Origin of the sequence: Bordetella genomosp. 4 (assembly GCF_002261185.1) — a bacterium.
GTDB lineage: Bacteria > Pseudomonadota > Gammaproteobacteria > Burkholderiales > Burkholderiaceae_B > Bordetella_A.
This window is the reverse complement of record NZ_NEVQ01000022.1, coordinates 653757-673847: the sequence shown is the minus strand read 5'-3', so window position 1 is coordinate 673847 and position 20091 is coordinate 653757. Positions and strand designations below refer to the sequence as shown.

20 protein-coding genes are annotated in these 20091 nt (G+C 57.0%); 9 read left to right on the top strand and 11 right to left on the bottom strand.

Annotated features, from left to right (window positions below; all coding sequences use genetic code 11):
• Positions 1-77: 77 nt before the first annotated feature.
• The 7 genes from CAL20_RS24355 to CAL20_RS24325 all read right to left on the bottom strand — a co-directional run bounded on the left by CAL20_RS24355 (position 78) and on the right by CAL20_RS24325 (position 6517).
• Positions 78-470, bottom strand: coding sequence for a hypothetical protein (locus tag CAL20_RS24355; protein ID WP_094839266.1), 393 nt, complete (start codon positions 468-470; stop codon positions 78-80).
• 57 nt (positions 471-527) lie between these two features.
• Positions 528-1250, bottom strand: coding sequence for a hypothetical protein (locus CAL20_RS24350; protein WP_179266732.1), 723 nt, complete (start codon positions 1248-1250; stop codon positions 528-530).
• 15 nt (positions 1251-1265) lie between these two features.
• Positions 1266-1718, bottom strand: a complete 453-nt coding sequence (locus CAL20_RS24345) for a CesT family type III secretion system chaperone (RefSeq protein ID WP_094839264.1) — start codon at positions 1716-1718, stop codon at positions 1266-1268.
• A gap of 36 nt (positions 1719-1754) precedes the next feature.
• A complete protein-coding gene (locus tag CAL20_RS24340) occupies positions 1755-4007 on the bottom strand; it encodes a hypothetical protein (RefSeq protein WP_143277100.1) in 2253 nt (750 codons plus the stop codon).
• Positions 4008-4118: 111 nt separating this feature from the next.
• Positions 4119-5738: a cache domain-containing protein gene (locus CAL20_RS24335; protein ID WP_094823666.1), complete on the bottom strand. Its 1620-nt coding sequence runs from the start codon at positions 5736-5738 to the stop codon at positions 4119-4121.
• The gene (locus CAL20_RS24330; protein ID WP_094823665.1) at positions 5716-5979 is read right to left on the bottom strand and encodes a hypothetical protein; all 264 of its coding nucleotides are present in this window, start codon (positions 5977-5979) and stop codon (positions 5716-5718) included. Before CAL20_RS24330 ends, CAL20_RS24335 begins: the two co-directional genes overlap by 23 nt.
• A 61-nt stretch (positions 5980-6040) precedes the next feature.
• On the bottom strand, positions 6041-6517 hold the full coding sequence (locus CAL20_RS24325) for an ATP-binding protein (RefSeq protein WP_094823664.1): 477 nt from the start codon (positions 6515-6517) through the stop codon (positions 6041-6043).
• Positions 6518-6586: 69 nt separating this feature from the next.
• Between CAL20_RS24325 and CAL20_RS24320 the strand changes: the two genes are divergently transcribed.
• Positions 6587-6931, top strand: a complete 345-nt coding sequence (locus tag CAL20_RS24320) for an STAS domain-containing protein (protein WP_094839262.1) — start codon at positions 6587-6589, stop codon at positions 6929-6931.
• 81 nt (positions 6932-7012) lie between these two features.
• On the opposite strand, the gene CAL20_RS24315 is transcribed toward CAL20_RS24320, so the two are convergent.
• Complete coding sequence (locus CAL20_RS24315) at positions 7013-7462, bottom strand: type III secretion system chaperone (protein WP_094839261.1); 450 nt, start codon at positions 7460-7462, stop codon at positions 7013-7015.
• 309 nt (positions 7463-7771) lie between these two features.
• On the opposite strand from CAL20_RS24315, the gene CAL20_RS24310 reads away from it, so the two are divergent.
• The 3 genes from CAL20_RS24310 (at position 7772) to CAL20_RS24300 (ending at position 10507) form a co-directional block, all read left to right on the top strand.
• Positions 7772-8656 carry an NAD(P)-dependent oxidoreductase gene (locus CAL20_RS24310; protein ID WP_094839260.1) on the top strand — a complete coding sequence of 295 codons (885 nt, stop codon included), beginning with the start codon at positions 7772-7774 and terminating at the stop codon, positions 8654-8656.
• A 173-nt stretch (positions 8657-8829) separates the two neighbouring features.
• On the top strand, positions 8830-9798 hold the full coding sequence (locus tag CAL20_RS24305) for a Bug family tripartite tricarboxylate transporter substrate binding protein (protein WP_094839259.1): 969 nt from the start codon (positions 8830-8832) through the stop codon (positions 9796-9798).
• Between the two features lie 28 nt (positions 9799-9826).
• A complete protein-coding gene (locus tag CAL20_RS24300; RefSeq protein WP_094839258.1) occupies positions 9827-10507 on the top strand; it encodes an RraA family protein in 681 nt (226 codons plus the stop codon).
• Positions 10508-10548: 41 nt separating this feature from the next.
• On the opposite strand, the gene CAL20_RS24295 is transcribed toward CAL20_RS24300, so the two are convergent.
• From CAL20_RS24295 to CAL20_RS24285, 3 genes are all read right to left on the bottom strand, one after another.
• Complete coding sequence (locus CAL20_RS24295) at positions 10549-11208, bottom strand: GntR family transcriptional regulator (RefSeq protein WP_094823658.1); 660 nt, start codon at positions 11206-11208, stop codon at positions 10549-10551.
• A 215-nt stretch (positions 11209-11423) separates the two neighbouring features.
• Positions 11424-13478 carry a hypothetical protein gene (locus CAL20_RS24290; RefSeq protein ID WP_141217722.1) on the bottom strand — a complete coding sequence of 685 codons (2055 nt, stop codon included), beginning with the start codon at positions 13476-13478 and terminating at the stop codon, positions 11424-11426.
• Positions 13479-13598: 120 nt separating this feature from the next.
• Entirely contained in the window at positions 13599-14477 is an 879-nt protein-coding gene (locus tag CAL20_RS24285) for an IclR family transcriptional regulator (RefSeq protein ID WP_094823656.1), read from the bottom strand.
• 188 nt (positions 14478-14665) lie between these two features.
• Here CAL20_RS24285 and CAL20_RS24280 point away from each other — a divergent pair, with 188 nt between their 5' ends.
• Genes CAL20_RS24280 through CAL20_RS24260 form a run of 5 tightly spaced genes read left to right on the top strand, consistent with a single transcriptional unit; the run spans position 14666 to position 20074 of the window.
• The gene (locus tag CAL20_RS24280) at positions 14666-15835 is read left to right on the top strand and encodes a CobW family GTP-binding protein (RefSeq protein ID WP_176456610.1); all 1170 of its coding nucleotides are present in this window, start codon (positions 14666-14668) and stop codon (positions 15833-15835) included.
• Between the two features lie 3 nt (positions 15836-15838).
• Positions 15839-17224 carry a dihydroorotase gene (locus CAL20_RS24275; RefSeq protein WP_094839257.1) on the top strand — a complete coding sequence of 462 codons (1386 nt, stop codon included), beginning with the start codon at positions 15839-15841 and terminating at the stop codon, positions 17222-17224.
• On the top strand, positions 17221-17901 hold the full coding sequence (locus CAL20_RS24270) for an isochorismatase family protein (protein ID WP_094839256.1): 681 nt from the start codon (positions 17221-17223) through the stop codon (positions 17899-17901). Before CAL20_RS24275 ends, CAL20_RS24270 begins: the two co-directional genes overlap by 4 nt.
• Before the next feature lie 29 nt (positions 17902-17930).
• Positions 17931-19094 (top strand): ABC transporter substrate-binding protein, encoded by a 1164-nt coding sequence (locus tag CAL20_RS24265; protein ID WP_094823652.1) that lies wholly within the window; start codon positions 17931-17933, stop codon positions 19092-19094.
• A gap of 59 nt (positions 19095-19153) precedes the next feature.
• Positions 19154-20074: a branched-chain amino acid ABC transporter permease gene (locus CAL20_RS24260; protein ID WP_094823651.1), complete on the top strand. Its 921-nt coding sequence runs from the start codon at positions 19154-19156 to the stop codon at positions 20072-20074.
• Positions 20075-20091: the final 17 nt, after the last annotated feature.

Here is a 20091-nt window from a genome sequence, read left to right as displayed (position 1 = left end):
AAGGCGGCGCTCACCGGCCAATCACCGTACTGACCCAAACTCTCGGGCGTACGGTGGACTCCCGAAGAAGCGCGGCTCTACCTATATGTATTCCTGGCAAAGATGCCAGCGTGTATGGCCAGCGCAGTGAGTTCTGCCTCGGCAGGCCACGGCAAACCAGACAAATTCCTGATTTTGTCCGCTTCTTTTTCTATGTTTTTCGCGAAGCCAGCCAGCGCCGACAGGGATGTGGACTCTGGGCGTTGTTGGGCTGCCAGAGCGCCTCTGGGTAGGTTAATGCCGCTGCGCTGCGCGCGCATAATGAGTTCACGGAACTCTTCCTGCATGCGCTGTGGCGCTGGAGATTTCTTTATAGGCGCCTTGCGTGGCTTGAGCGCGCGACCTCTGTCTATCTCAATGCTGCTCGGCTTTTGATGACGTCGCCCGGGCTCATTGGAGAAACAGACATCATGGATAGACGAGGTCTTCATGGAAAATCCTCACTGTCACGGTTTGCAGGCAACGTTCATGCCGCTCATGCAATCGGGCTATTTTTCATACTCTTTGATGAACTCAGCGGCTTTATTTCGCAGCGAGCTGTACGTACTTAACTGGGGATTGGCAGGTAAATTTCGCAACGCCGCCTCTTTCTTTTCTGCCTCTGCGCGAATTTTTTTGACTACGTCGACGAGGTCAGAGAATTGCGTGGGCCCTAGGCTGCTTTCCGCGTTAGCAAGAGGCTCGGGTAGCCCAAGCCCTGATCTGCTAGCAAGCGCGACCAGTTCCTTGTAGCTATCGCGGACTCGCTGAGACACCCCTGGGGTCGCTCTGGGGGCTCCGCGTGGTTTTGCTGCTTTTGCTAAACGCGCTGCATTTGCCTTAGTTTCATCGGGATCCTCGGTGCGCTTTTCAGGCAGCACGCTCAGCAGCGTGCTGACACTGGCGTTCCCGGCAGCGATCAGACTCGACGTCACCGTGTTGAACAACGAGGCCGGCAGCTTGATGACAGACCAACCGAACGAGGCCAAGCGGGAAGCGAAGCCCGCTTGGCGGTTTGACAAATTGTCTTGAGCACCGAGGCCTTGTTCACCATCCGAGTTACTAATGGAATGTCCATGTAGTGAGCCTGTTGCGCCCACCCGGCCGTGCGTTGTGCTATCGCTGTAGACCGCGGCGCTGCCCGACGGAGATCGCGCAATGTTATCGGATGCATCTCGATCGAGAGGGCGCATAGTGCTTTGCACAGGATCAGTGTTCATTCTCGTCGTCATGATGGCTATTTCCGGTCAAGGCTTATGGGAAAACGCCAAGCGTTGTTCCAGGCCGGTCGAAGGCCCGGCCCGATCGAGCTCGCCGTTGACATACCGCCGCCAGAACGTGGCGGTTTGAGTGAAGCCGCCAACCACGTTGGCTAGCGAATGCGCATCCAGTAAAATCAACGGGACGCGTAGCGACATGGCCAAGGTGTTGCTGCTAATCCCCAGCGTGGCGCCGCCAGTAGCGGCCCACAGATAGTTAGCCTCCATGGCGACTTGCAGAATCTCGGTCGTACGCTCGGCCGAGATTTCGCCCAACGCAGAAAACATAACAACGTCTCCCGCTCGATCGTCGCCCTCATAAAACAGGCTGATGGTGATGCCATCGACGATGAGTTCCTTCGTTTTCAGAAATTGCTCGGTTGATGGCAATCCGATTTCGCCTGCGAATGCAGTCAATACATCTACGTAACGGGAAGCCATGGCACAGTCCTTTCTATTTGAAGCAAGGCTGACGTCTTAGATTCCGGCTGCGAGTACCGAGGTAGAGAGTGTGTCGTCCTGACTGCGAGTATGTTCAGCTGCGACCGGTTGATCAGGCGCCGCAGCGAACGGATTGATTCTGTTCCACAGTCCTGCCACAAAGCCGCCTCCGGTCGCGACCACCTTCACTGCGGGGCTCGTCAATGCATTCGCGAAGCCGCCTGTCGTCATGATCTGCTCGCCGATTGTTCGAGCTCGTGCACTTACAACTGCGGCGCCAGTCTGCGCCGCGCTGCTTACGTAGCTTACGGCAGCATTGCCCGCATATTGTGCCGCGCTGCTCGCGTAGCTCAGAGCAGTATTGCCCACATATTTCACACCGCTTGGCCCGCGTTGTGTCACGTATTGCGCTACGATTGTCGCGCTATTGAGACCGACCTGCACAGTGGAGAATCCGCCGTGAAGCTCGTTTTGATTGGCATGAAGCAGATTGGCTAAGGTCTTATATTCCGGATTGTCCGGACGCTCGAACTTACCTTTTTCGATATAGGGGCGCAGGTGCTGGACGACAAGCTTGGCCGCCAATGCCGGGATAGCCCGCCGAACCGGGGAAGGTTCCTTGTTTTCGGTTCTCTGGTCGTCCTGCACCGGTGGTTTCTTGGGATCTTTCGCCGCTGTTCCTGCCTGTTGAGTTTCCTGTTCCGGCCTTGGCTCCGAGATTGCCAGTGCCGCATTTTCGGTGTTTGGATTCGCCTGGGCCAATTCCACGGCATATTCCTGTGCCGCCTGCTGGGCTTTCAGTGCATTTGCTTCGTATTCGGCTTTTTTTGCAGCTCGCTCTACCGCCTTTTTCTCCATGTGTTCCAGATTCTTTTCAATGGCAGTAGTCAGCAGAGTTTCCAGACTTTCCCACTCATAGATGGCCGCATAGGTGCCGATGAGGCTCTGCGCAGGCAGCTCAGTCGCCTCGGATAATTTTTTTGTAAAAGAAGCCGACTCGAGCCTAGAGCCGAACGGCAGGGCCTCTAACAAGATTTTCACGGCGCCCTCGATATGCTCAGCATTTCTCGTGTCCATGTCTGCCACGAGCAAGGCTCCGATTGCGTCGCACATTACCTTGACCTTTTCAGCTTGCTCACAGGCTTTTTTCGCGTCCCGCACCGCTATTTGCGCGTTCGTATCTATCTTTACAAAACCATCGATATCGACGACCTCCTTCGATGAGTCATTCGGCGAAACTATGCCCTTATCGACATCCGTTTTCGCTGAGCTGCTTAACGCACCTTTGTTCTCGTCGGCACCATCTTCTGATGCGTCGACCAACAAAAAGTCAGCTATCTCTTCGTCGACATCGTTTTGCGCCGCGACGGGTTCGGGCACTTGCATCTGCAGGGCAGGGCCGGGCGATCGCGTCTGTAGGGAAGATCTGGCGTTCTCTTCATCAAGCTTTTTTTGGGCCTCCTTCAGTACGTTATCCGCGTCGCTGTGAGCTTGCGCCGCAAATGCCATGGTCAAGTCGGCGACGTTGCCAAGGAACGTTTCGTCGATCAGTGGCTTGGTAGGCGTGTAGTTGTTAAACGCTTCTATGCAGTTCTCAGGGTTAACCAGATACGCGTGCAGGCACCCAGCTGCGAGTTTCAATTCCGGTTTCGCATGGAACTCCTTGCCCTGTTGAAATGTCGGGTTCTGCAAAATCGCCCGGTCGACCAAGCTCCGTATGAAATCAGTGCCGGCATCAACGCCCGCCAGGATCAATAGGTTACGGTAACTATCCGATTGCTCTGGGACAACGGCATTCTTGATTTTCTCGCTGAGCACATCCCAGCCGTGATTCTGTGCATAGGCGCCCAGGAACTGGTAAATGGCCTGTTTGCCGATGTAGTTGTTAAGGAGCGCCTCCGCAAGCTCAATAGCGGGCGCGTGGGCGGTATCAGGAATATGGCCGGTAGCAGTTTGCTTCTTCAAGGTTTGCGTCAGCAACTCTCTGACACTGGCAGAAAACTGCTCATCGTTGGCGCTGCGCAGAATCTGATCGGCATATTCAATCAACTTGGCGCCGCTGATGCCCGCCATCGACTTCGCATACTTGTCGACGGCTTTATGGGCGCTGGCGATACCTAACCCCAGTCCGATCGCTTGGTGCAGAACGGCCTCGGCAAGCATGTTGCGCGTGACTCGGCCGCCGGTGATGCGCGAGGTCAAATCATTCAGGGTGTCTGAATAGTTCAGCGCACCGAACGCAGTGGTGCACAGCGCGAGCGAGATGGATGGGTAGACAGGGACGTGCATGATCATTAACCAAAAAGAAGTTAAAACCCCGGCTGCGTCACGATAGGCTGAACTGGTATTGGCGAGCGGGATTAAGCTTATGGGCTATCAAGGCGCGCGAGCGAGACGAGCTTATGCATGGGCCGGTAAAGACTGAGCGACGTTGACTGCGGCCTGTACGACTTTTTGCTCCCAGTCTTCGATCAGATGGGGCAAATAGGCAGCCCAGCGGCCGGCCTGATTGACGAGGGCTTCCAGTTGCGCGGTCGCCGCCGGGCCATCTAGATCCGACAGCGAAATGGTCTTGAACAGAATCACCTGATCCTGCTGCGGCTCGAAGCCAAACATGCAGCCGTCTGTTGCCGAGCCGAACATATGGGCTTGCAACAGCATGGCGAAGAACGCATCACGATGTGTCGCAGGCGCGTTGCTGAGTATGCAGTAGGCGTGCGTAATGCCTTTACTCTTGTCGTGATGGATGTTTTCCCGTAGCCTGCGGTCCATGTCCATAAAGGCCGTTGCGAGCCGGCCCACTTCGTCTCGGTGCAGGTATGGAAGGGCTGCGATGTGACGAGGTACCTTGCTCTCCGCTTGCACTGCTTGATCGGGAAGCTGTCGCACATATGATGTCAGCCGCTTGAGAGGTTGTACGATGCGCGCGGCGAAGAACCATGCGCTCGACAATGCAGCCAACAACATGGCGCCAAAGATCAGAGCCTGGCTACGCAGCAGCTTTTGGGCTGGCGCGGTCAAGTCTTTTTCAGGGACCGCCGCCACAATCGTCCAGCGCAGTGGCGCGTAGCGTGTACTGTCAATTGTCCAAAGATCCCGCGAGCCTTCCACTTGCAGGCCGTGAAGATTTGCGCGAGCAGGGCCGTTCAGGCGTTGGCGCAATGTCTGGCCATCGTCGAAGCGGCTATCGAGAAAGCCGCTATGCGCATCTGGGGGAGGCACGATGAAGCGCCCATCGTCGGCAACAATAAACACAAAACCCGATCGCGCCAGCTTCAACGGCAACAGTGTTGTCCGCACGGCGTTTTCCATTTGCGTGCGGTACTCCTCAATCTGATTGATGATGTCTGCGGCACTGTCGCTGACGGCCAAAACCCAGTTCCACGGACCAAAGTAATCGAAGTATGCATAGCGCGAATTGTCGTCGTCGCCGATCAACGCGTGAAGGTCTGGCTGAGTATGGCCGGCCGGCTGAGTGGAGGTGGGTCTGCGGTAGATTCCGAAGCTATAGCCGGAATCGTAGCTGTCCTCGAGCGCGACTTGTGCCAGCGGACGATTTTTATAGTCGTTGATCGTCGAGAGGTCGCGGCCTCTCATTGCGGGGTAGCCGCTGGCCAGCACGATGTATCGAGTATCAAAGACAAAGGCATAGCGATCGCCGTGGAAATGCAATTGGTTGATCCATTCTCGTGCCAGGTCCTGGGCCATCGCTTCTGTGACGATGCCGTCGTCGGCTAGCCTGGCATAGGATTCCAACGTGGCTTCGATGACTCGTCCGGTTTGCATGAGCTGGCGTCTGCCATTGCGGACGATGGACACTTTGTTGTTGAGCATGGCGCCCCAACGCGCCGCTGCATCATGGCGGATGAGGTCCAGCACGTTGTTGATGGCATGCTGCTCGCTCGTCATGACAGTGTCGGTCACGTTACGTTGCGATGTCAGCATGACCACAATGGCGACTGTGACCAGTATCGTCGTCACGAGGACGAAGATTTTGCTATGTAGCGATTGGAATGACATGAATCGGTACGTTAGCGGTCAAGCCGGTGAACAGCGTGGCCGCTATCGAGCGGGCATGGCGTGCGATTTCGTCGGCCGGCGCTGCCTGCAATAAGGTGCGTAAGCGGGAAACGTAGGGCGCAATGGCATTGAGATCGACGCGTGCACGTGTCGATCGGATCAGTGGGATCTCGGAATGGATGGGATAGCTCATACGACGGGCGCGGGCGATCAGCGGCAATGCCAGAGTACGGTTGCGCAATGACGCTGAGTAACATCAGCCGACGATTAGTTCCATGCAGAGAGACATCAAAACTGATGGCTCATCGTTTACCGGGATTGATCGTCAGGTCTACGAGCAGTATCAGGCAGTTTCTTTGATGGCTGCGCACATAAGACATGCCTGATAAATAGTGGCGCATAAGACGCAAACCATGTCCGCCTAAATGGGCTTCGTCCAGCGAAGTGGCCAACGATGGTGTGATGGATTGAGTGGGATCGTACGGCCTGCCATTGTCGATGATCTCAAGACGGACCTGGGTGCGCGTCCACGTGCATCGCAGGTAAACAGCCCGTGGTGTTGAATCGTCATCCGTGCGATGATTGTCATTGATATGATCAGCAGACTGAAACGCATAGGAAACGATGTTTGTGAGCGCTTCGTCCAGGCTGAGGGTCAAGGCAAATGCGACTGCTGACGGCCAGCTTTCACGACGGCAGATGGTCTCCAGCCACTGCGTGGCGGACTTCACGGTGTTTCTATCAGGGACGAGGTCCAGTGTATCGGTCTGCGGGGGCATGTTGACGTATCTTTCGTCCCATGAATGATGGATGGGCATGCATTTAACGCGCATCTACGAGGCAATGAAATGACGCTTGCAATCGACAGAATCGAAGACGCAGTGGTGATCTCTGCCGAGGGGCAGATCAATAGCGGCAATGCGTCGGCCATCGAGGCAGAGTTGTTGTCACAGGTTGATAAAGGTGAACATCGGATCGTATTGGACCTGGCGATGCTCAGCTACATTTCTAGCGCGGGATTACGCGTGGTGTTGCTGTTAGCCAAGCGGCTCAAACAGGTCAATGGAAAATTGGTTTTGTGTGCGCTGCAATCCCGTGTGCGAGAAGTGTTTTATATCAGCGGGTTTCTGGCAATCCTGACGGTGGTGGATACCCGTGAAGAGGCAATACGAATTACCGCCATCGCAGATTGAGTTCGCCCGTTGCGCCCCGTCAGCCGACTGATGAACGGGCTGGCCAGGCGCCGATGTGTGGACGTTTGTCTGTAGATGGCGTCATGCAAAGGCAAGCCCGGCCGCTGCGCCGGGCGAAGACGGTGCTGCTGGTTCAACCGCTGTTGTTCCCCCGATCACGGATTTCCATCGCAGCGCGATATCTACAAAGGCGCCGATCATGTCTGCAAAGCCTTTGGCGTGGCACAGCGGCAATGGCGTTCTGCCCGCGATCAAGACCGCACCTGTCCCGTGTTGTATGCCCAAGGTGCAGCCGCCTGTGCCTGCCCATAGTGCGTTGGCTTGCAGCATGAGGACATGAAGCGATTCGCTATGGGCCGGGATGCCCAGATTCGTGCAAAACACGATATCACCGATATTCTCATCACCCTCCAGGATAAGGCTGACGGTGATGCCCTCGACCATGATTTCCTGTGTTGCCAACAGCAACTGCACGGGCTCCAGGCCCAGCAGGGCGGCGTAGTTTCTGAGTAGATGTTCGTAGCGTGACATGGGCGGCCTCGGACGAGGGTGGAAGAATGGGAGGAGCTCGATCGTTCGGGAATGACAGCAAACGTAGGTAACGTGCGGCGGGTTCCCGGTTCCAATACCGGGCTTTTGAGTCGAATGGCACGCTTACTGATGGAACGCTGCCTGCCGGTGCTCAACCGTGTATGGGATTGGGGTAGCCGGCCCGACTGTTTTGTACTGTTTATGTTCATAAAATAAGGGGTTTACCCTTATAAACAAACGATATTAAACAAGGTTATATATAGAATTGTTTTTTTTATGTATTTTTAGACTGGGTCAGCCTGGAGCAAAATGAAGATCGCGTTAATTGGTTGTGGTGAGGTGGGGCACTGCTATGCCCAGGCTTGGTTAGCGGCGGGGCACGAGATCGCTGCCGTGTGCGAATTGCGGCAGGATGCCGACATGCAGGCTCGGGTGCAAAGCTACGGGGCGAGGCTGCACGCGACGCCGGGGCCCTGGTTGGCCCACGTCGATCTTGTGGTGTCGGCCGTGTTTGGCTACGCCGCTCAGGCAGTAGCCGCTCAGGCGTTGCCGTACTTGCGCAGTGATGCATTGTTTGCCGATTTCACGACGGCCAGTGCCGCCGACATGCGCGCGGCTGCGGCGGTCGCCGCCATACATGGCGTGCCGTTTGCAGACGTGGCGATCATGGGCGCGATTGCCCTGCTGGGGGCGCGCACTCCGCTATTGACTGCCGGAACGGGGGCCGCTGCAGTCGTCGAGTTTGCCCAGGCCTGCGATATTCCCGCGCAAGCGATCGAAGGACAGGCCGGTGATGCGGTGCAGTTGAAGCTGTTACGCAGCATCATGACCAAGGGTATGGAAAGCCTGGCAGTCGAGTGTCTGGTCGCTGCGGAGAAACTTGGTTTGCGCAATGCCTTGTACGACGTGCTAGGCGATATTGATCGTACGCCACTGACAACATTCATCGACTCTTTTGTGCGCTCTCACGTGCTGCACGCGCCGCGCCGCTTGGCAGAAGTGCGAGAGGCGCGCGAGCAATTGGTCGACGCGGGCTTGCAGCCTTTGGTCCTCGACGGCGTTGAACGTTTATTCGCGCGTACGACACAAGGGATCAATGACGCCCGTGCGGCGCAAGGTGGTGCACCGTTGGAATTGCCCGATACCGTGCAGGCCCGCTTGGCCTGGTTGACGCCGTTGGCCGAAGAAAAGTGATTGCTACCGCCGCGCCTTGGTGTAGCATGCGCGGCGCATTGAATGTTCACGCCAAGGCCGGGTCATGCAAAGCAGATGCTACAGAACGCAAGGCTGCGGCCATGCGAAGAGAATAATGCGCAAGGCCAAAACCCTATTGACGTGGCCATGCTTACGATAGAAAGAGGAAGACAATGAAAGTCCTGAAGAAAATGATGGCAGCCGCTGCGCTGGTATCGTGCTCGGCCGCCGCGGTGGCAGCCGACATGGCGGGTTCGCCCATTACGTTTATTTCACCGTTCCCGCCGGGCGGAGGTACCGACACGCTGACCCGTATGATGGCAACGGCCATCGGCCAGGATCAGGGCTGGAATATCGTCGTCGAGAACAAGCCGGGGGCGGGCGGCAATCTGGCGTTGGACGCCACGGCGCGTGCAAAGCCCGACGGTCATACGCTGGTCATGGCGCAGACCGACAACATCGTGCTCAATCCATGGCTATATAAAAAGTTGAGCTACGACACGTTCAAGGATTTCAAGCCGGTAGGATTGGTCGCCTCGTCTCCCAGCGTGTTTGTGGTGTTGCCCGATTCTCCCTATAAAACCCTCGATGACGTGGTGAAAGCCGCCAAGGCCAAGCCGGGCGAGGTGTCTCTGGGCATCCCCGGCATCGGGGGCAGCGGTGATTTGATCGGCTATCTATGGCGCAGCGCCGCTGATATGGAGCTGATGCATGTTCCATATCGTGGCTGGTCGCAGGCCTTTCCCGATTTGATGAGCGGCCGTATCGCGCTATATACGGGCTCCGTCGCATCGCTGTTGCCACAGATCAGCAGCGGTAAGGTCCGTGCGTTGGCCGTGGTCGCTGATGAGCGCTCGCCGGCATTGCCCGATGTGCCTACCTTTGTGGAAAGTGGGTTCAAGACCATTAATCAAACGATCTGGTGGGGCTTGATGGCGCCCGGTCAAACGCCCGACGACGTTGTCGCCACCTTGAACGGTGCGGTCAACCAGGCGTTAAGCAAACCTGAGCTGGTCAAGAAGCTGGAGCAGGCTGGTTATAGTGTCATGAAAGGCACGCCTGAAGATCTGGCGAAACGTCATCGCATCGATCACGATGTCTTTGGCAAAGTGGTGCAGCAAGCCGGTATCCCGCAGCAGTAACGATATTCTTCTTTTTTGGAGCGCTTTCATGATCGGTTTTGAAATTCTGTCCCGCAAGCGCGCCGTCAGCGCCGAGCTCGTCGAGAAATTTCGCAAATTGCCAGTGGCTAATATCAGCGACTGCATGTCGCGTATGGCTGCGGGTGGCGCACGCCTGCGGCCCATGCATGACGGTACGTTGCTGGCTGGTCCTGCACTGACGGTGCGTACGCGCCCGGGTGACAACCTGATGGTGCACAAGGCGTTGGGTCTGGCCCAGCCCGGCGATGTGATCGTAGTCGATGCCGGCGGCGATCTGACCAATGCCATTATTGGTGAAATCATGACGTCGTATGCCGAGTCGCGTGGTATCGCCGGCATCATCATCAACGGCGCTATTCGTGACTCGGGCGCGATCCGCCGCAGCGCCTTTCCGGTGTATGCCGCGGGCGTGACGCATCGTGGTCCGTATAAGGATGGCCCGGGTGTGATCAACGGCACGGTCGCGCTCGATGGAATGACGATCGAGCCGGGCGATCTGATTCTGGGTGACGAGGACGGTCTGCTATGCATCCCGTTCGATCAAGCCGACGAAATCTACCAAAAGGCCTCTGCCAAGCACGCCGCAGAAGAAGTCACTCTGGCGGAGATCGCAGCGGGCAAGCTGAATACGTCCTGGGTCGATGCTCGTTTGCAGGAATTGGGCTGCGCGCTGCCTGCTCAGAAATAAGCAGCCAGGCACGCCGTCCGTCACGACGGCCCCGAGGTCCGCTAACCGGGCTTTGGGGCCGTTTTGCGTTGGTTGCGGAATAAACGATGGGTGGCGGCCAAGTGCAGCCGCATGGCGCTTTCCGCATAGTCCGGGTCGCGCGCACGTATGGCGGCAATGATCTGGTTGTGCTGTTCCACACTGCTCAACATATCGTCTCGGCTGTAGAAATAGAACGATCCGATGATGATGGGCATGTCCAACAGGCTCTCGACCAAAGTACGCACACGAGCGGATTGCGCCGCGGCCAGCAAGGCGTGATGAAAGCGGTTGTTGTAGTGCTGTACTTGCGCGACGTGATCTTCGTCCTGTGACTGCACGGCGTGCAGCATGCTGGCGTTGATGCTCGTGAGTTCGTCGATCTGCTCGGCACTGGCGCGAAGGGCCGCCGAGCGTGCGGCATAGGGCTCCAGTAGCAGGCGCAATTCGAAAGCCTCAGTAATGTCGCGATCCAGCCAGCCCAGGACGACGGCGCCGCGGCGTTCCTCGCGGGTGACCAGGCCGTCATTGACCAGCCGTTCGATCGCGTTGCGTACGGGCGTGCGACTGACGTCGAGTTCGCTGGCGATGTGTTCCTCGCGCAACCGCTCGCCGGGCAAAAATGCGCCGGACATCAAGCGGCGTCGAAGCTCGGCATAGACCAGATCGCTGGCGCTAGGCATGTTCGAAGTCTTTGGCGGTGGACGGGATGCTCATGGTTGTTGGTGTTGTGGGCGCGGCCTGTTTGGGTTTTGTGTGATGACAGTGATTATGACGTGCTCGTTCAGGTAAGAAAAGAGGAGTCTGTTTCACCTTGTGTGCGTGCGTCTGTCTGAGCCTTTGCGAGGGACCCCTTTTCATCTATTCTGACGTGCAGCGTTAGGTAATGGAATTTGGCTCACGCTACAAGCCGTCTGTAGTTCGGGTGTTCCCAGCTCTCCAGGTGTTCTAGCTGTTGCCGCTCGCTTTGGCCGAGTTTGGCGTGGCGTTCGAGTTCGGCGATGACAAATGCACGTGCAGCGGTCAATTCCTCTTGCGACATCTTTTGATAGTCGTCGGTCGCCAGTATCGAATGATTCGCCTGGTGTATGCCGTAATGGGTATGCACGCGATTGGCGATATGGCCGTCTTCTCGCAAGGGGATGGCTGCTGGCTGTATGCCGAACGTGCCGGCGTCCTTCACCAATCTCATACGTAATGCAAAGGCACCGGTTTTCTCGTCTACGGTGCGTTCGAACTGTACGCCACGGCAGCCGCGTGGAAAGCCCGCATAGTAATCATGCAATCGAAAGACGCCTGGTTCCCAAGAGGCATCCTGTTCTTTGGCGTCGACCATACTGACGGTATAAGTAGTTGGCGCCTGCATCAGGAAATCATAAAAATGGCTATGCGGATCGTCGATCAGCAGACTGTCGTCTGGCAAGCGGCGCACGGTCGGCGCGGCAGCATCGCGAGCGGCCTCTGCCGGATGGTCCGCCGCGGCATCGAGGTACCACGCCAGGGCGCGCGTCGTCATGAGATTGGATGTCGCTGTCATCGGGCTCTGGGCGCTCGCAAGTACGACAGTCCCTGGCGTGGGATCGTCGCTGATTGCCAGCGCATGGGCGATGTTCTGACCCATGTGAAGCTGGTTGCGAATCTCCGCTTGCGGAGGGGAAAACCCACAAGCCTGGCGGTACTGTTCTTGCGAGTTGCGAAAGCTGACATCGACGATACCGGCCCCGTCGGTGGGCGTAGTCAAGGCCAGGATCAGGGATTTTCCTTCTCCATTCTGATAGGCGGACTCCGCCCGGTAGGCGGTGTAGCGGTCTAATAATGTGCCGGGAATCGCGATGACGCGATGGATAGTTTGGCCCATACTGGATAGACGGTATCCAATCGCATTGCCGGCAGCCGAGAGGCCGGTGTTGACAGAGGAAAAGAACGCCTGAAATGCCCGCTGGGCGCTGGCGAGCCAGGACAGGGATTGTTGACGATTTTCGCCATCACCCATACTCAAGGAATCTATGCATAGGCCGGTGGCATTGATGTACTCCGCCGCTGCCGGCACGGCCGGGGCAGCGTTAAGCGCCGCTGTGAGCGCCGCGAGTTTGTTTTCGAGCGCCTGGACGCGCTGTTGGCGCTCCGCCGCGACGGCGATTACGCGATCCATCGCATTTTTGCGTATGAATTCTTGTTGGATAAGCAGCCGGAGTTTGCATTGACGTTGCTCGACTTTTTGCATGGCATCGTGGACGGCCAGGTTGACGGCATTTTGGCGTGTTTGATCGGGGATGTTGCGCAAGATGTTTAGACCGAGGTAGCCGCCACCGAGCAGCCCTGCTGCCTGCGCAAAAATATTCCCCGTCAGACCCGCGATATATGGGAGGCCCGCGGCCACGGTGCCCCAACCCATGGCGGAGGTCGCAGCGGAGCCGCCGCCTCTCAGAAAATAGCCCCAAGACCGGGCGTATTCGCTATGGGTTTGTTCGCGCCGCGGCCGCAGAGAAGAGGGCATGACGGGTCGGTGCTGAGGATCCTGGCGCTGCAACTCCGCATCGAGATCGCGTAGTACGCCGTCGATTTCGTTGAGCAACTTCTGGATCTCAGTGCAGTTACGCTCATACAGTGAGGGGCGCGAGACGGGTGCCGCTGACGCAGCCGACAGCGTGGAGTCTTGTTTGATGACATCCGGCGCCGCGACCCATAATCCAGCGGCCCATTGGGCGATCTGCTGCGGCAGCGTTGCGAGACCGCTAAATAGTGAGGCAATCCCGTTTGATGCTTCAGATGCTTTCGGCAGCGACACGGTTGCTGCGCCGGAGACGATGCTCGATTCCTCTACCGGTGCGGATAGACTAGCTTGGACGAAGGCTTCGCTTCCTGGCTGACTAGAAAGATCGTGGCCATTCAAATCGAAGACGTCTGGCCCCAGGCTGAAGGTTGGGAACAGGTTGGGGATAGGGAGGGTCATGTTTGCCTCGCTGGCGACAGAGAGAACCCGCGACCGGGCTTGTCGAGGAGCTCAGCCCGGCCTGTCAGGATGCAATCTTTGGTAACTGTCAGCGAGCGTTCGGTTCCAGCCGCTAGCCGGCTAAGACAACGCGCTCAATATCTCGGAGGCGCTTTCACGCAAGTGCCAATCAGCATAGGCGTCACTGCTCAGTTGGCTAGAGAGTTCTGCCGCGCAATGTTGCAGGACTTCCACCTGGTGCCTGCGAGGCGGATTCGGGATGTTTTGAATCGACCCTACGATCGACAGCGCCCCTGCCAACTGATTGTCGTTACGAAATATCGGCACGGCTATGGTGTTCACCCCGATCATCATCTCTCCGTCGCAGACCTCGTAGTACTGGCGCCGGATGAGTTCTAAACGTTGGCGGATTTGCGACGGATTCGTCAGAGACCGATCCGTTTCGGGGGGGAGCGATTCCGCAAGGCGGGCTTCTATGACTGCTGGCGGCTGAAAGGCCAGGGTGAGCCGGCCCAGGGCCGAGCAATGAGGAAGCGGCCGGTTGCCTGGCTTGACGCTGATCAGAATGCGGCCGTAGATGTTTTCGACGGTGGCAATCACCATGGGTGTGCCATTGATGGGCACGGCCAGCACGGAGGTTTCTTTCAATTCATCTCGTATGCGAACCATATAGGGTTCGGCCCGCGCTCTCAGGTCGAACTGGTTGCCGGCGGCTTCACCCAGTTGGAATACGCGCCAACCGAGATGGTAGCGATCTGTGGTGCGCTCTTGTTCGATCAATCCCATCTCTTTCAGGGTTGATAGATGGCGATGAACACGGGGCTTTGTTTCGCTGAGGGCGTCCGCGAGTTCTGTGACACCCATGGGCCGCTGCTGAATGGCGAGTTCATCCAGGATGCGTACGGCGACTTTTACGGCTTCGACGGAATTGGGGTTTTTTTCGATCATGTGGCGGTCTGAGCCGGGACTTAGCAGAGGATAGCGAGAATTTTGACGCATTTGCGCTCCGGAAGGGGGATCGGGCTGCAGGACCGATTTTTGTTATGTACAGCGATATTTAATTTCTTCTAGCGTAACCGTAATTGCTTTGTTATGCTTGTTGAAATTAAATTTCGCTTGTCGTTATGGTTGTGCGGGTGTGCCAAGACAGGCAGGGACGCGTTTTCCAGGGGGCGCAGTGCGTGTCTATGCGTATTGATTGCGATCTGCTGACGGGCTATTTGGGCAGCGGCAAGACCACGCTGCTCAATGCGTGGCTGCGTTCTCCGCTATCGGCCGGCACGGCGGTGGTGGTCAATGAAGTCGGCGAGATCGGTATTGACCAATTGGTGTTGGCGCAAGTGACCGACAACGTCATGTTGCTGGAGTCGGGATGCCTGTGCTGCACCCTGAGTGGCTCATTGAGAGAGACCTTGTTGGATGTGTGCGCTACCGCACGCGCGCATGGTGCGGCGTTGCGTCGCATTGTGGTGGAGACGACGGGGCTGGCGGAACCTCTGCCGATTTTGCATTCGCTGTTGGGCGACAAGATCCTGACTGAAACCATTCGTCTGAACCAGGTGGTGGTGACGGTCGACGGGCAACAAGGGCTGCGACAACTGGTGACGCAGCCCGAGTCCGTGCGGCAACTCGCTGCCGCCGAGTGTGTAGTGATCACCAAGGGTGATCTGGCGCCCGAGCAGGATATTCGCGAGCTGCGCGCATTGATTCGTCAGCTGAATGCAACTGCGGTGGTGCGCGACGCTGTGGCGGGTAACCTCGCGGACGAGGTCTTTACTGCATCGGCGGGCAGTCTCCAGCGCCAGGCTGTGCTGACTGCCATCGCTGAGGAGCAGGGTGGAGATGCCTCGCATCATTGCGATCATCATGGCGAGCATCGGCATGGCCTCGAGCACGAGGGTGCGCTTCATCATGGAGATGTTCACGAGCACGGCCATGGCCGGGATGTAGCGGCACATCGCAGCGACTCTGCTGCGGTGCCGCTGTTTCATTCCCGGGTTTCTACGCTCGGATTTCATATTGATCATCCGATCGCATGGCCGGGACTGGCGGCCTGGTGGCATTTAGTCTCGAGCCACTATGGCGATCAGTTGTTGCGCAGCAAAGGCTTGTTGCGCATGCAGGATACGGGCAGACCGTATGTATTCATGCAGACCGTTGGCAAGGTCTTTCATACGCCGGACGTTTTGCAGGCATGGCCGGATGCGGATGAGCGTTCGCGCTTGGTGTGCATCGGTGTTGACCTGGAACGTGATTGGCTGGAGCAAAGTCTCTCCGCGCTGTTGATTGATGAGCCCGGACTTTTACCCAGCTCGCTGGCTGAGCTTTCCCGTTTTGTTTCCACTCATTCGGAGTAACTGATGTCCCATGATTTCGTCTTGCGGGGTGGCATCGCCGTCGATGCGCAGCATGGCGAGCGCCCCTTGGACCTGTTGATTCAAGACGGCCGTATTGCTGCACATCTGGTGCCGGGCACCCCTGTCGGGTCGGGTGTGCCTGAGGTTTCCGCACAGGGCCTGCATGTGTTTCCTGGATTGATCGATGCTCATATCCATTTCGGCTTTGGCGAAAAGATCACCGAGTACGAGACCGAGACGATTTATGCAGCGCAGGGCGGATTTACGACGGTGCTGGGCTATTTCCTGAATAACGAGGATTACACAGACGTCTATCGGCGCGAGCAGGAATATGCTCGCACCCGCGCCCATGTTGATTATGGATTCCATTTCAGTGTCGCTAATGAAATGCATGTCCGGGAGCTGGCAGAGTATGTAAACAAGTATGGTGTGACGTCTTTCAAGTACTTCATGAATTTCAAGGGGGAAGAGGGACGTTATCTCGGCCTGGATGGAACTGACGACGGTTATTTTTATGATCTGCTGGCCCAGGCCGCGCGATTGGGTGATGTCAAGGTCGTGTGCCATACCGAGAACATCGAGATTGTGAATCGGTTGCGTAAGCGGTTCCAGGCAGAAGGGCGTGACACGCTGAAGGACTGGTCGGCCTCCAAGCCCGCCTTTACCGAGGCGGAAAACTGTGTGCGGGCGATGATGTTTGCCGAGCACTTGAATGCACGCATCTACATTCCTCATTTGAGTACGCGCATGGCGTTGGACGAAGTACGTAAGTGGCGCCAGCGTTACGAACATGTCTATGTCGAGACGTGTCCGCATTATCTGACGCATGATGAGAATGCCGATATCGGGCCATTGGGCAAGGCGAATCCTCCGTTTCGCTCGAGCGATGACGTGCAGGCGATGTGGGAAGGGCTAAACGACGGCAGCATCGATGTGGTGGCGTCCGACCATGTGCCTCGAAAAAAGTCGACCAAGGAACGTCCGCTCTGGTTGGCGTCGCAGGGGTTCCCCGGAACGGCCACGATTCTGCCGGTGCTGTTATCGGAGGGATATCACAAAGGCCGACTCAGCCTGGCGCGTATTGCGGCGCTGTTGACTCAGCGCCCCGCCGAGATTTTCAACCTGGATCCGGACAAGGGCTCGTTGCAGATTGGTGCGCATGCGGATTTGACCTTGGTCGATTTGAATAAAGTTCGCACGGTCAAGGCAGAGGAGTTAGGGTCTTATTCGGATTACAGCCTATATGACGGCTGGGACCTGAAAGGTTGGCCGGTGCGCACGATCGTGCGTGGCGAGACGGTGATGCAAGACGGAAAAATCGTTGGGAAACCAGGCTACGGCCAGTATCTGATGCGCACATTGAAATCGAATCAAGGGAAGTCGCAATGAAACCGTGGGACAACATTATCAGTGACGAGGAACAGCGGGCCTATCGGGCCGCCGGGTTTGGGCGGCCGTCAGGAATCGGCGTGCGCCCGGCGTTATTGATCATCGATGTGCAGTACCGTACTGTAGGCACAACGCCGCAGCCGTTCTGGGAGTCGATCAAGGAATTCCCTACAAGTTGCGGGGAGGTGGGTTGGAAAGCGGTCGCGAATATTCAGAAGCTGTTAGCGACTTTTCGGGAAAAGAACTGGCCTGTCTTGTATCCGCACGTCGCGCCGAAAAAGGCCACGGATGGTGGCCGTCTGGCCGAGAAAGTCCCTGCGATTATGAACATCCCGGCGCATGGATATGAGTTCGTGACAGAGGTGGCGCCACGCGAAGGCGATGTGCTGTTGCCAAAAAAACATCCTAGTGCTTTCTTTGGCACTGCTCTGGCCAGTCATCTGATCGATCTGCAGGCGGATACCTTGATCGTGACGGGCTGCACGACCAGCGGCTGCGTGCGAGGCAGTGTCGTGGATGCGTTTTCGCTGAATTTCAAGGTGATCGTTCCTGAGGATGCGGTGTATGACCGCAGTCAGGTGTCACATGCTGTGAATCTGTTTGATATGTCTGAAAAGTACGCCGATGTCGGTACGACGGCAGCGGTCATTGAAAAGCTGAACACAACCGGCGGTTGAACCGCCTGCACTCTCCCAAGGGGAATGACATGAAATACGCACGCAGGAAGATCGTTGCAGGACTTGCCTTGACCGCGACATGTTTGGGTTGGGCTGGTACGGGTTGGGCGCAGACGGCAAATAAAGAACCATTGAAGTTCGGCTTGGCTATGCCATTGACTGGCTCGCAAGCCCTGTTTGGTGCGGATCAAGCCAAGGCCGCGCAATGGGCTGTGCAAGACATCAATGCGAAGGGCGGCGTGGACGGCCATCCCCTTGAGATGATCTTGCTGGATACTCAAGCGGATCCTAGATTGGGCATCAATGCGGTGAACCGTCTGGTGAATGTAGACAAGGTGCCAGTGTTTGGTACAGCATGGAGCGCCGTTGTCAAAGCCGTCGCGCCTATTGCCAATCGCAGCCAGGTGCTGGGGTTGAGCGTCGGGGCGAATTCACCGGAAATCGCCAAGCTGGGCGACTATGTTTATACGACGTATCCGCTGGCTGATGTGGATGTGGTCGCGCAGGCCCGCTACGCCCGGGAAACGTTGAAAAAGGAACGCGCCGCGGTACTGTACATTCATAACGACAGTGGGGTAGAGGGCGCGAAAATCTACCGCGACGCCTTTGAATCGCTAGGCGGAAAAGTCGTTGCGTACGAGGCCTATGACGCGCAATCGACCGACTATACCGGCGCCCTGCTGAAGGTCCGGACCTCTAATCCGGACATAATTCATATCCAAGGCCTGGTCTCGGATTTGCCGCAGGTGATTGCGCAGATTCGCCAACTGGGGATCAAGCAGCCTATCTCGACGTATTCCGCTGGCTATAACCCCAAAGTCATCCAGCAGTTAGGTGCCGCTGCGGAGGGGTTGATGGTGTCCGCTCTCGCGCCGTCTGCGGAACAGAACCCGCGCATTGCCGAGTTTGTTGAGCGTTGGAAGAAAACGGAGGGGCGCATTCCCAATGGCCTGCCTTATACCCAATATCTGTACGACATGCCGTACCTGATCGCCGATCTGTACGGGCATTTGCTGAAAAGCGGCAAGCCTTTGACGGGCGCCAATATGCGTCAAGCGTTGGTGGAGGTCGCTAACTTTGATCTGCCCATGACCGGAAAACTGCAGGTCGGCGCTGATCATAGAGTGAAGAAGCCCGTTTATCTATTCGAAGTCAAGAATGGCGCGTTCACGCCAGTGGCGACTGTCGAGTAAACGAATAGCAACTGCGTGTATAAAAAAAGGCGGCGCGGGCCGCCTTGCTAGGAGCAGGGATGCTGGACTTCCAGACCTTATTACAGATTTTCTGGACCGGCCTGGCCAATTCGACCTATGCGGTGCTGCTGGCGGCGGCTTTTGCGTTGGTATTGAAAGTGGTGAAGGTATGGAACTTTGCCCAGGCCGGCATGATGGGGATCGCGTACTACACGATGTATTGGGCCATTCAGAAACTGGGATGGCCTGCCTATGCGGCGCTGGCGCTGGGCGCCGGTGCGGCGATCGTTGCCGCGTTGGCGATGGAGATACTCGGGCTGCAGACTTTTCGGCGTCGTCATTCGCCGCCGTTGACGTTCTTTATTTTTACTTTGGTGATCTCGGAACTGGTGCAGTATGTGCTGGCGATGATCGCCGGCACAGAGCCGGTGTCGCTCGCCGCGAGCATCATGTCGACGTCTTATATTGTGGGAGGTGTGGTCGTCAGTGAGTGGGACTTGAAGGCTATCGCGGCGACCGTGATCTTGATGTCGATGCTGTTCTTCATCATGAGGCGGACTCGCCACGGGCAGTACATGATCGCAGCGGCGGACAATCCGCATCTGAGTCGTCTCTATGGCGTCAATGTGCGTAAGGTCTATGCGTTGACCTTTGTGCTAGCTGCTATTTTGATCGCGGCGGGAATGTACTTGTTTGGTACGCGAGCCTCTATGGTGCCCAATACGCCTTTGGAGATGATGTTGTTCGCCGTGATCGCGGCTTTGTTGGGTGGCATGGGAAATGTATTCGGCGCAGCGATTGCCGCGGTATTTCTAGGCTTGCTGCGCGCGTTCAGTATCTTGGTCATCCCGTCGGCGTGGCAGAGCTTGATCTTGTACGCGCTACTTTTCATCACCATTCTGTTTTTCCCGAAGGGAGTGCAGTTGACAGGTTTGATGCGCAAAAGGCCGGTGGCTAAATCCACAGCGCCTGGCGCCTGAGACACGGATCGGAGTCA

Bases quoted from the DNA above. Each gene is read 5' to 3' on its own strand.
- CAL20_RS24355 (WP_094839266.1), bottom strand. From the start codon at position 470: ATGAAGACCTCGTCTATCCATGATGTCTGTTTCTCCAATGAGCCCGGG.
- CAL20_RS24350 (WP_179266732.1), bottom strand. From the start codon at position 1,250: ATGACGACGAGAATGAACACTGATCCTGTGCAAAGCACTATGCGCCCT.
- CAL20_RS24345 (WP_094839264.1), bottom strand. From the start codon at position 1,718: ATGGCTTCCCGTTACGTAGATGTATTGACTGCATTCGCAGGCGAAATC.
- CAL20_RS24340 (WP_143277100.1), bottom strand. From the start codon at position 4,007: ATGCACGTCCCTGTCTACCCATCCATCTCGCTCGCGCTGTGCACCACT.
- CAL20_RS24335 (WP_094823666.1), bottom strand. From the start codon at position 5,738: ATGTCATTCCAATCGCTACATAGCAAAATCTTCGTCCTCGTGACGACG.
- CAL20_RS24325 (WP_094823664.1), bottom strand. From the start codon at position 6,517: ATGCCCCCGCAGACCGATACACTGGACCTCGTCCCTGATAGAAACACC.
- CAL20_RS24320 (WP_094839262.1), top strand. From the start codon at position 6,587: ATGACGCTTGCAATCGACAGAATCGAAGACGCAGTGGTGATCTCTGCC.
- CAL20_RS24315 (WP_094839261.1), bottom strand. From the start codon at position 7,462: ATGTCACGCTACGAACATCTACTCAGAAACTACGCCGCCCTGCTGGGC.
- CAL20_RS24310 (WP_094839260.1), top strand. From the start codon at position 7,772: ATGAAGATCGCGTTAATTGGTTGTGGTGAGGTGGGGCACTGCTATGCC.
- CAL20_RS24305 (WP_094839259.1), top strand. From the start codon at position 8,830: ATGAAAGTCCTGAAGAAAATGATGGCAGCCGCTGCGCTGGTATCGTGC.
- CAL20_RS24300 (WP_094839258.1), top strand. From the start codon at position 9,827: ATGATCGGTTTTGAAATTCTGTCCCGCAAGCGCGCCGTCAGCGCCGAG.
- CAL20_RS24295 (WP_094823658.1), bottom strand. From the start codon at position 11,208: ATGCCTAGCGCCAGCGATCTGGTCTATGCCGAGCTTCGACGCCGCTTG.
- CAL20_RS24290 (WP_141217722.1), bottom strand. From the start codon at position 13,478: ATGACCCTCCCTATCCCCAACCTGTTCCCAACCTTCAGCCTGGGGCCA.
- CAL20_RS24285 (WP_094823656.1), bottom strand. From the start codon at position 14,477: ATGCGTCAAAATTCTCGCTATCCTCTGCTAAGTCCCGGCTCAGACCGC.
- CAL20_RS24280 (WP_176456610.1), top strand. From the start codon at position 14,666: ATGCGTATTGATTGCGATCTGCTGACGGGCTATTTGGGCAGCGGCAAG.
- CAL20_RS24275 (WP_094839257.1), top strand. From the start codon at position 15,839: ATGTCCCATGATTTCGTCTTGCGGGGTGGCATCGCCGTCGATGCGCAG.
- CAL20_RS24270 (WP_094839256.1), top strand. From the start codon at position 17,221: ATGAAACCGTGGGACAACATTATCAGTGACGAGGAACAGCGGGCCTAT.
- CAL20_RS24265 (WP_094823652.1), top strand. From the start codon at position 17,931: ATGAAATACGCACGCAGGAAGATCGTTGCAGGACTTGCCTTGACCGCG.
- CAL20_RS24260 (WP_094823651.1), top strand. From the start codon at position 19,154: ATGCTGGACTTCCAGACCTTATTACAGATTTTCTGGACCGGCCTGGCC.